At 48.3% G+C, this 9670-nt stretch carries 10 protein-coding genes; 5 read left to right on the plus strand and 5 right to left on the minus strand.

Annotation, left to right across the window (positions count from 1 at the left end; all coding sequences use genetic code 11):
• Positions 1-218: transposase (locus F566_RS0100965; RefSeq protein WP_020405106.1), on the minus strand; the 218-nt coding region annotated here is incomplete at its 3' end.
• Between the two features lie 182 nt (positions 219-400).
• Positions 401-1957, minus strand: a complete 1557-nt coding sequence (locus tag F566_RS0100970; protein WP_020405107.1) for a DUF4382 domain-containing protein — start codon at positions 1955-1957, stop codon at positions 401-403.
• A 289-nt stretch (positions 1958-2246) separates the two neighbouring features.
• Here F566_RS0100970 and F566_RS0100975 point away from each other — a divergent pair, with 289 nt between their 5' ends.
• Together F566_RS0100975 and F566_RS0100980 are read left to right on the plus strand one after the other, a co-directional pair.
• Positions 2247-3122: a DUF6502 family protein gene (locus tag F566_RS0100975; protein ID WP_020405108.1), complete on the plus strand. Its 876-nt coding sequence runs from the start codon at positions 2247-2249 to the stop codon at positions 3120-3122.
• On the plus strand, positions 3119-4516 hold the full coding sequence (locus tag F566_RS0100980; RefSeq protein ID WP_020405109.1) for a DUF5666 domain-containing protein: 1398 nt from the start codon (positions 3119-3121) through the stop codon (positions 4514-4516). Before F566_RS0100975 ends, F566_RS0100980 begins: the two co-directional genes overlap by 4 nt.
• 203 nt (positions 4517-4719) lie before the next feature.
• Here F566_RS0100980 and F566_RS0100985 read toward each other — a convergent pair whose 3' ends face one another.
• The 3 genes from F566_RS0100985 to zwf form a co-directional block, all read right to left on the minus strand.
• Positions 4720-5376, minus strand: coding sequence for a bifunctional 4-hydroxy-2-oxoglutarate aldolase/2-dehydro-3-deoxy-phosphogluconate aldolase (locus F566_RS0100985; RefSeq protein ID WP_020405110.1), 657 nt, complete (start codon positions 5374-5376; stop codon positions 4720-4722).
• Between the two features lie 122 nt (positions 5377-5498).
• The gene (gene pgl, locus F566_RS0100990; RefSeq protein WP_020405111.1) at positions 5499-6206 is read right to left on the minus strand and encodes a 6-phosphogluconolactonase; all 708 of its coding nucleotides are present in this window, start codon (positions 6204-6206) and stop codon (positions 5499-5501) included.
• Positions 6199-7674 (minus strand): glucose-6-phosphate dehydrogenase, encoded by a 1476-nt coding sequence (zwf, locus tag F566_RS0100995; RefSeq protein WP_020405112.1) that lies wholly within the window; start codon positions 7672-7674, stop codon positions 6199-6201. Before zwf ends, pgl begins: the two co-directional genes overlap by 8 nt.
• Before the next feature lie 363 nt (positions 7675-8037).
• Here zwf and F566_RS0101000 point away from each other — a divergent pair, with 363 nt between their 5' ends.
• The 3 genes from F566_RS0101000 to F566_RS0101010 form a co-directional block, all read left to right on the plus strand.
• The gene (locus F566_RS0101000; protein WP_020405113.1) at positions 8038-8904 is read left to right on the plus strand and encodes a MurR/RpiR family transcriptional regulator; all 867 of its coding nucleotides are present in this window, start codon (positions 8038-8040) and stop codon (positions 8902-8904) included.
• 290 nt (positions 8905-9194) lie between these two features.
• Positions 9195-9413: a carbohydrate porin gene (locus F566_RS31500; RefSeq protein ID WP_020405114.1), complete on the plus strand. Its 219-nt coding sequence runs from the start codon at positions 9195-9197 to the stop codon at positions 9411-9413.
• 56 nt (positions 9414-9469) lie between these two features.
• Positions 9470-9670: IS5/IS1182 family transposase (locus F566_RS0101010; RefSeq protein WP_020405115.1), on the plus strand; the 201-nt coding region annotated here is incomplete at its 3' end.

Genomic DNA, 9670 nt, shown 5'->3' on the forward strand with positions numbered 1-9670 from the left:
GCCGGCAGGTTTATGGGGACAAATGCCGACGTGGTAGAGCCGAGTTTCTTCGCGTCGCTGATCCAGCGTCGAACCAGATTGGCATTGAGCCCGTTATCCAGAGCGATGGCAGAAACAGAGACCCCCGGCTGTTGGCAGGCAGCAATAATCTTAGCTTTAAATTCTGCGGAATATTGGCGACGTTTTCTGGAGGAGCGAGGTGCGCTTATGACAATCATAACAAGTGTCCACTAAAAAATAAGTGGACACTATCCAGTCAGTTGGTAGCGCGCTCAAGATGGGGTTACCGGACGCTTACCCAGGCTGCAACGGGAGTACTTGTGATCTACGCAACCTGAGTCTAAATACTTCAATGCTTTTAACGACACAATTATCGGAAGCTTTCCGACAGAGCCAGGTATCACTCGGCCCTGATAAACACCACCTCGGCAATAAAGTTGCCGCTCAGATCATCCTCTTCACCAAATACCTCAACAGCCACATCAATTGGTGCGTCATCCAGATCAATTTCTTCACTGGAAAACTCTGTTTCATTACTGGTGATTAAATAAATGTTGGCACTACTGGCATCAACAATGACCGTATCAAGAGATTCCGTCTGAACCTCAATAATCTCTGCACCAGTATCCACTGCCGTAATCGTTCCCATCACAGTTTCAGATTCTTCAACGTCAGAGGACAGCAGGACAAACGGGGAACGTAGAACATCAGGCTCAGAATCCGAGGTAAAGAAAACTGCATCGACCCGGGCAAAGTGCCCTGTCTCGATATCATCCCGATCGAGCTCCGAACCATCATCGGAGAAAACTCGCGATTTTTCGTATAACTGAACAGGCAAAGCCGAATCCGTTTCAATCCCCTGCCCCTCATCAACTTCAAAATCGAACTGAGAAGTACCTTCATCGACCGGAGCAGTTACGACACCGGTGTAACGTGAATAGGCGGATAACGGACCTTTCTCGATTGTGTAGGCCATCACTGAAAAGACGTATTTGGATAACAGCCCCTCGTGACCAACCACTACAGCATTTTCTGGGACCACACCGATATCATCACAATCAACGGCATCCAACTGCTCGCCAGGATCCAGATCCAAGTACCATATTCGACACATGCCTTCAGGAGGTAATTGACCGTCAGGTATTTCTGGTAGCTCCGCCAATGAGGCCGTAATCCGACCGATAACCGTTACAGAAGTATTTTCCTGCAAATCTTCGGCAGAAGGCAGTCCATTACTATTGAAAACGCCAGTATCGATATCTGTCACAATTGTAAAACACTGGTCATCGCTTTCCGGTAGAGAATTATCAGAGTCTGTTATCAGTTGCGTCTGGCATAGTTCGAAAGATTCTCCAGACACGCTATCAATAATGCCGTGTATACGAACAAATTTATTATGGGGGGGCTCCGAATAGATATTGGCAAAAACGACAGGACGCAAAATGATTTTACCGCTACCTGTATGGGTCAGCTTAAGCGCTTTATTCATGTCGAAGTCGATTTCAAGGAAAAGAACATCACCAGAAGCAATGCTAAAACCACTTTTTGACAATACCTTTATCACGCCAGAAGGAAGTTTTGCCTCTTTTACAACGTCATTACCAGAACCGTCCTCTGATACCAGCTCGACTTTAGTGGCGGTAATCCAGACTGAGTGATACTCTCCCGGCGGCACCTCGGCCGTATCAACAAACTCATAGAAATCAGGTAGTTTCAGCAAGTCCAATGTCTGCTCACCAGAGAATAGAACGACTCGCTCATCATCTCCTACCAGTTCAGCTTTGGTAAAAGTTACCAATGCACTCTTGTACTCATCTGCCGTGGCATCGGTGATGACAAGACCTACCTTGGCATTCGCTTCGGTGGTGGTTGACCTTGAGTCGCCACTTCCACTACCGCCACCGCCTCCACAGGCAGTGAGAAAAGCAAAGAAAAATAATACAATCCACTTATACATCGAAACCTCCATAAATAACGTGTCCACAAAAACTGAGAAGCAGCATTGACTTTGTCTATACAACTGCTTCCATGGCCCGTTAATGCGTTTACAATAAGCGGATACAAAGTTATTTTGCTGAGAGCTCGAACTTCTTATAAAGTCTCGCGATATCAGGATGCTTCTTTGTAATCCAATGTAATTATTCTGTATATTTTCGTTATTTTTTGGGAGTTTTTTCCCAATTATTTTAAATTCTGTATAAAATCAGACCTAATGTCTATGGTGTTGGCAAAAAAATCCCAAATTTATGAATGAACGACTGAAACAGGCGATTTATTCAGCTGTATATCGAATGCTTCGGCCATTGGTGCTCACACTGCTTAAACAGGGTGTGTCCTACGCTGAATTCAGTGATCTGGCCCGAAGGGCATATATAGATGCAGCGACTGAAGATCTCGCCCTACCCGATCGAAAGCAAAGTGTTTCCAGGGTCTCTGTCCTGACAGGAATCAATCGCAAGGAAATTGCGCGCCTCCAGAAAGAACCCAATCCGGCCGAAACCGGTCAGGCTGCGGACGTCAACCGCGCTTATCGGGTGGTTAACGGCTGGCTGCAGGACAGCACATTCCAGAAAAACGGCGAACCAATCCCTCTCCATATCGAGGGAGAATCTCCGAGTTTCAGTGAATTGGTCCGGCGATACAGCGGGGATGTCCCCTGGCGGGCCGTCTTAGACGAATTATTACGATTGGAACAGGTTGAAAAGCAGGATAATAAGGTACAATTATTGACACAGGGATATATCCCTCAAGAAGACCTGGAAGAAAAGTTCCGTATCATGGGCAGGGCCGCTGCTGACATTATGGCTACGTTCGACCACAATCTGTCGCACACGCCACCCGATACGAGAGTTCAACGCACCGTTGCCTACACCAACCTCTCCGAGGACGTTATGGATATCATTCGTCAGAGAAGCAAGGAAGAAACCGAGAAGTTTTTACAGAACACCAATAAGTGGCTCTCACAGGTCGACTCCAAACACACTGACAATCAAGACGGTGAAGTATCAGATACCAAACAATACCGCGCAGGCATTGGACTATATTACTTCGAAGAACCAATCCCCCTTCCTGAAACCTCAAAAGTGAAATCGAAAAGGCAATCGACCGGAGACAAGAAATGATTTTTCGCCAGCTATTATTACTTGCCTGCATTCTGGGCGTAGTAGCATTTTCAGGTTGCTCTGGTGGAGGAGGCTCAGGTTCGGTAGCCGGAAATGGCGGCATCGAGGGTACTGGGGCTCCGGTTGCATCCATGGGAAGTGTTACCGCGTTTGGCAGTATTTTTGTCAATGGCGTTGAGTACGAAACCAATGGTGCTGATATCAGTATCAATAGCGTCACTTCACAGCCAGAGGACTCTCTGGAGCTGGGTATGGTAGTACTCGTACGCGGCAACCTGAACAGTAACGGCACAACCGGAGAAGCCACCAGCGTTGTATTTGACCAAAACCTTCAAGGTCCTATAGGTGACGTGGACAATACAGGCGACTCTCTTATCCTTACCGTCCTTGGCGTAGAAGTAGAGGTTAACGACGACACTGTTCTGCAGAATATTGAGTTCGCAGATCTCACAGCCGGCCTTGTCATCAGCGTCAGTGGTTTTACTGGAGCCGATAACACTCTGGTCGCATCACGGATAGAAAAAGTCTCCGACGGACATACCAATGGTGAGCAAGTAGAAGTAGAAGGTACTGTTAGCAATCTGACCGCTGATCAGTTTGATATCGGCTCTCAGCAAGTCAGACACAGCGGGGCAAACGTCGTACCTGCATCAGCTACTCTGGCAGAAGGCGCTACTGTTGAAGTCAAAGGATCAGCTTTTGACGGTGATGTATTGATCGCCACACAGATCAAAATCAAATCCAATAATCCAGGCTTCGAAGATGGTGATGGTGTTGAACTTGAGGGCATTGTTTCCAACTTCACTTCCAGCGCCGATTTCACGGTTAACGGTGTCAGCGTCAATGCCAGCAATGCGGACTTTAACAAGGGAGACAGTGACGATCTCGCTAACGGGGTTCGAGTTGAGGTGAAAGGAGAAATTGACTCAGATAATGTACTCCAGGCAACAAAAGTCACCATCAAGAAGGTTCCCAGCAACAAACTTAGAGCCCAGGCGGCCAATGTTGACGGAGACAACAACACCCTGACCTTACTGGGTGTCACAGTGGTTACCGACAGCCAGACAGTATTCCAGGATACCGGAAGCAACAGGCTCAAGTATTTTAGTTTTGAGGATATTGAAGAAAGTGATTGGATTGATGTTCGGGGAACATTCCTGGACAGCAACGGTGCTCTTATTGCCAGCCGGCTCACTCGACGCAATGACGCTGGATTATTGGTAAAAGGTGTCGTTTCTGCAAAAACGTCTGACACCCTGACCATTATGGGGATCACTGTTGACACCACTGATGTTGATGCCAGCGGCGTTAACATCGGTGATACAGTCGTTGCAGAAGGCCTTACGGCAGGCGCAAACTCGATGCGTGCCGACTCACTTACCGTTGATGACTAATATTCAATAGTGACCTTAAAAAGGCGCTGAAAAGCGCCTTTTTTATTTGCCTGGACCGCTCCTGAATTAGATTGGCCTTCCCGATTCATACAGACCCTCCCACCCCAAGTAGAAACTATGAGCACAAAAAAACCCGCCAAAGGCGGGTTGAAAATATTGCTTGCGCAATGAGGGAGGGTCGTACTATCCCCGATAAAAGCCTTTTACTTCACAGCTGCCAGGCTTTTCTCGGCAATAGATCGGAGTTGCGCCCAATCGCCTGCTGCAATGGCATCCTTGGGAGTTAACCAGGATCCCCCGACAGCATTTACGTTTGGCAACGCAAGATAATCTTTGGCTTTATCCAGAGTAATTCCGCCCGTTGGGCAGAAGCTTACATCCGGAAAAGGTCCACTATAGGCTTTCAATGCTGACACACCTCCGGCAACTTCAGCCGGAAAGAATTTAAACGTCCTGTAGCCAAGGCGATACCCTTCCATGACCTCTGATAATGAAGACACGCCAGGCAATAACGGAACCTTTGATGTCAGGCCATATTCCAATAATTCCGACGTGGAGCCAGGTGTAATGACAAACTGCGCCCCAGCCTTTTCAGCTGCTTCGTATTGAGCTTTGGTGGCCACAGTACCCACCCCGACCCAAACTTCAGGCAGCGCAGCTCTTAAATCGCTGATTGCCTGTAGTCCGTAAGGGGTCCGTAAGGTAATTTCCAGAATGCGTAAACCACCTTCAACCAATGCCTTACCCAAAGGCAACGCATCTTCCGGACGATCTATTGTGATCACCGGCACCAGCGGGCAACTGGATACAATCTGATCCAACTGCTCCTGCAAGTGTTGAGGATATGCTTGCTCTGTCATAGCTTTCTCTCTTTATATTTGCCATATCCGAGGCCATCGACTCAGATTGGCTTAACATGCCCTGGCGAAGCCTTTTCGGCTTCCGTATTTTTATAAGAGTTCCCGCCTGAATTTTTTAATTTTCAGGAACTCCAGAAAATATTCAGACCTTCGCGAATAAACCCACGAACAGGCATTTCGTTCACGTCTTCCAGCCCTTCCAGCACCTTGGCCATCGTGGCGGATTTGTCATCGCCAGTAACATGCAGCACGGTATGAACAGCATTTACCAGCACCGGATAAGTCAGAGTCATGCGGTCATGAGGCGCATCCAATGGCGTCAATGCCGCACATTTACTTGTAGAGGTCATTGCATTGGCCAACCCCTCAGTACCGGGAAACAGCGAAGCTGTATGGCCATCATTCCCCATACCAAGAATCAACACATCAATCGGCCACTCTAAGGACTGCAATGTTGAATCGAGCGAGCCTACCGCCGATTCCGGATCCGGCTCAGCGGTCTTTAAGGGAATAAAACGTGCTTCTGACGCTGAGTTTGCCACCAGGTGCTTCCTGACAAGAGCGGCATTGCTGGCGGCATCATCTTCATCCACCCAACGTTCATCAGCCAGGGTTACATCAACCCGGTTCCAGACCAGATTCTGGCGAGACAGGGCCTCAAAAAACGCCACCGGGGTTCTACCGCCCGAAACCACTAACAAGGCTCTTTCCTTCTTAGTCAGAGCCTCGCTCAACCAACCTGCAACCGTCTCAGCCAGCTCCTCTGCCAGCAATTGTCGATCATTGGTCGTTTTAAGCCGAACGCCCTGTGGAAAATCTAATTCATACATCCTCGTACCAACTCCTTCCATCACGGGCAATCATGGCAATAGAGGACACAGGTCCCCAACTGCCCGCAGAATATTTTTTGGGTGCCAGACCCAACTCTTCCCAGCCTGAAATAATCTGATCGATCCATTTCCAGGCCCATTCGACTTCATCCCGACGAACAAACAGATACTGGTTACCTTTAATAAACTCCCAAAGTAACCGTTCATAGGCATCAGGAACTCTTCCCGTATTAAAGGCCTCAGAGAAACTCAGCTGCAGAGGCCCCTGACGCAGACGCATGCCTTTATCCAGCCCCTGATCCTTGGTCAGAACCTGTAACGAGATTCCTTCATCAGGCTGTAACCGAATAATCAGTTTGTTGTTGGCGATATGCTTCTGGTCCGGATCAAAGATGTAATGAGGTGCCGGTTTAAAATGGATAATGATTTCGGAGAGCTTTTCAGGCATCCGCTTACCGGTGCGCATATAAAAAGGCACACCCGCCCAACGCCAATTACAGATCTCGGCTTTGATGGCAACAAAAGTTTCTGTAGAGCTGCCACGGTTAGCATCCTCTTCCTCCAGATAACCGGGAACAGACTTACCGTCGATATTTCCTGCGGTATACTGACCCCGAACCATGTGACCTTCCATCACGTCGGGGGTAATAGGCTTAAGCGCCTTAAGCACTTTTACCTTCTCATCCCGGATACTGTCGGCAGATAGATCCGAAGGGGGATCCATCGCAATCAGGCAAAGCAGCTGGAGCAGATGATTCTGGACCATGTCCCGCAATTGCCCTGCTTTGTCAAAATAACCCCAACGCCCTTCAATACCGACTTTTTCGGCAACCGTAATCTCAACATGAGAGATATATTTCTGGTTCCATTGTGTCTCAAACAGGTTATTTGCAAACCTGAGAGCAATCAGGTTCTGAACGGTTTCCTTACCGAGGTAGTGATCAATACGATACAACTGGCTTTCGTCGAAATACTCGGCCAGCTGACTGTTGATTTCATGGGATGATTCAAGACTGTGGCCAATAGGCTTCTCTACGACAACCCGAGTAGATCTCTCAATACATCCACTGGCTTTGAGATTGGCACCTATGCCGCCATATATTAACGGGGGAGTGGCCATATATATCAGGAGAGGTGCATCCGTGTCCGACTTCCAGGCCTTAAGCTGGTCATAGCCTTCAGGTGACAGAAAATCCAAACGCATAAACTCGACTTTGCTGAAAAAGCGCTTGATGGAGTCCGGATCACGCTGCTCTTCTGGAATCCGGTCTTTAAGACGCTCCAGCGTTTCGGCCTTGAAGGCAGCTTCATCGACTTCCTGCCTGGCCAAGGCAAGAATACGCGTATCATCATGCAGCAACTCAGAGCGCTCAAGCTGATACAGCGCGGGAAATAGTTTGCGTTGAGCCAGATCGCCCAAGGCACCAAAGAGTACGAAATCACATTGTGTTGTTGTTGATATGCTCATCTTTAATTCGTTTCGTAGTAATTAAACGCAATTTTCGACCATGAAATGGAATTTATCAAGGGCATTTTTGAAACAATTTTATATTTATTACTACATATAAAACATTCCAGTCTTATGAAAACCTAGTCGGTTACTAGGAAATTATGACCCCTTTTGGCGCTACTGCCATGAAAAGCAACCAGACTACCTTAGAAAAACAGCCAGAATAGTTACAGCAAATCACGCACCATGTACTTAGAAAGTGGTCCAATACATTCTTTTATAAAATGTGGTAAATTCACTACATCCTAAGAACAGTAATAAGATCATTAGCCGGCCATGCCGGTACCCGGAGAATTTCCGGGCCAACATTCTGGACGTAGCATGAACGAACACAACCCCGGCAATCTGCTGGAATCGATCCAACAACGCCTAGAAGACTTGAATAAGTCTGAACGCAAAGTAGCAGAAGTCATTCTGAGAGACCCTAAAGCAGCAACACGCTATAGTATCGCAGCGCTGGCAAGGGCCTCGCACGTCAGTGAACCAACGGTTAACCGGTTCTGTCGCAACTTCGCCGCCAGCGGATTCCCAGACTTCAAAATTCGCCTGGCACAAAGTCTGGCCAGCGGCACTCCCTATGTCAGTCAAAACGTGGAAGCTGATGACTCGGTTCAGGAGTTCAGCGATAAGATCTTTCTCACTACCATGGCCGCACTTGATAAGGCGCGTCAGTCTATTGATACCAACGCTATCTCACAGGCTATCGATTTTCTGATCCAGGCCAAGCAGATCTCCTTCCTCGGAATGGGAGGTTCAGCGCCTGTCGCAATCGATGCCCAGCATAAATTCTTCCGTTTCAATATTCCGGTGACCGCCTACGACGACTTCCTGATGCAACGAATGGTCGCCGCTGCGGCCAACACCGGCGATGCTATTGTCGCTATTTCCTATACCGGACGAACCCGGGAAATGGTGGAAGTGGCACGCATCGCCCGAAACCGGGGGGCCTCCGTGATCGGCATTACAGCTCCGAACTCCCCGCTGTCCCAGGAATGCACAGTCGCAATCGAAGTAACAGCCCCCGAAGATACTGATGTTTATATGCCCATGACATCCCGCATCATTCATCTGGCCGTCATCGATATTCTTGCCACAGGGGTGACACTCAAAAGAGGCACTGATTTCCATGACCACCTCAAGCGCATCAAAGACAGCCTGAAACCGACCCGGTATCCATCAGAGAGCTGATCCTATATAGATCCGCTCCCCAGTCAGGAGCGGATCTGCCGCCCAAAAGTCCTACTACACCTCCTACGCCCCCACTCCCCCCAATTACTCCCCCCTAAAAAGTTACCCCTCGGAGGATGTAACACTTCTTTTCATTGTCGAGTATGAGGTTATCCAATTTGCGATTTTGTCCTCCTGGCAAAACGTACAAATCGGGCACTGCGTTACCGCAATAGAACGAAGTTCTTAGCCTGCACCAAAGTAACGTAGTTCTTAACCTACATAACAGTAATAAGAGCAGGAAGAAGACAATGAGACACAATAACAACAAGTGTGTGTTCAGAATCGCCCCGATGGCAACCGCCCTGGCTGCTGTAATGGCGATGAATGCCAGTGCCGTGGAATGGCACGGATATGCTCGATCAGGGATTGGTGTGAGTGATGATGGCGAACAGAAATGTACTAACAAGCAAGTGATTGGCCGTCTTGGTAACGAATGCGAGACCTACGCCGAATTAGGGAGGCTCTGAATAACTCCCCAAATCAGTCATAATACGGCCAACTTCACTCATCAGGAATACTATCCATGGATCAGATGACTTTCTCCGAAGCTGAATACCAGAATAAGAAGCGTAAGACCCGCCGGGAAATCTTTCTGGAGCGAATGGATAAGCTGATCCCATGGAAACGCATGGAAAAGAAGATCGCCCGCTATTACCCCAAGGGCGAGAACGGCCGCCCTCCGTATCCGTTATCCACCATGCTTCGTGTCCACTGCATGCAGCTA

Origin of the sequence: Hahella ganghwensis DSM 17046 (assembly GCF_000376785.1) — a bacterium.
Lineage (GTDB): Bacteria > Pseudomonadota > Gammaproteobacteria > Pseudomonadales > Oleiphilaceae > Hahella > Hahella ganghwensis.

Excerpts from the sequence above, each read along its gene's own strand:
- F566_RS0100970 (WP_020405107.1), bottom strand. The coding sequence starts at position 1,957 with ATGTATAAGTGGATTGTATTATTTTTCTTTGCTTTTCTCACTGCCTGT.
- F566_RS0100975 (WP_020405108.1), top strand. The coding sequence starts at position 2,247 with ATGAATGAACGACTGAAACAGGCGATTTATTCAGCTGTATATCGAATG.
- F566_RS0100980 (WP_020405109.1), top strand. The coding sequence starts at position 3,119 with ATGATTTTTCGCCAGCTATTATTACTTGCCTGCATTCTGGGCGTAGTA.
- F566_RS0100985 (WP_020405110.1), bottom strand. The coding sequence starts at position 5,376 with ATGACAGAGCAAGCATATCCTCAACACTTGCAGGAGCAGTTGGATCAG.
- pgl (WP_020405111.1), bottom strand. The coding sequence starts at position 6,206 with ATGTATGAATTAGATTTTCCACAGGGCGTTCGGCTTAAAACGACCAAT.
- zwf (WP_020405112.1), bottom strand. The coding sequence starts at position 7,674 with ATGAGCATATCAACAACAACACAATGTGATTTCGTACTCTTTGGTGCC.
- F566_RS0101000 (WP_020405113.1), top strand. The coding sequence starts at position 8,038 with ATGAACGAACACAACCCCGGCAATCTGCTGGAATCGATCCAACAACGC.
- F566_RS31500 (WP_020405114.1), top strand. The coding sequence starts at position 9,195 with ATGAGACACAATAACAACAAGTGTGTGTTCAGAATCGCCCCGATGGCA.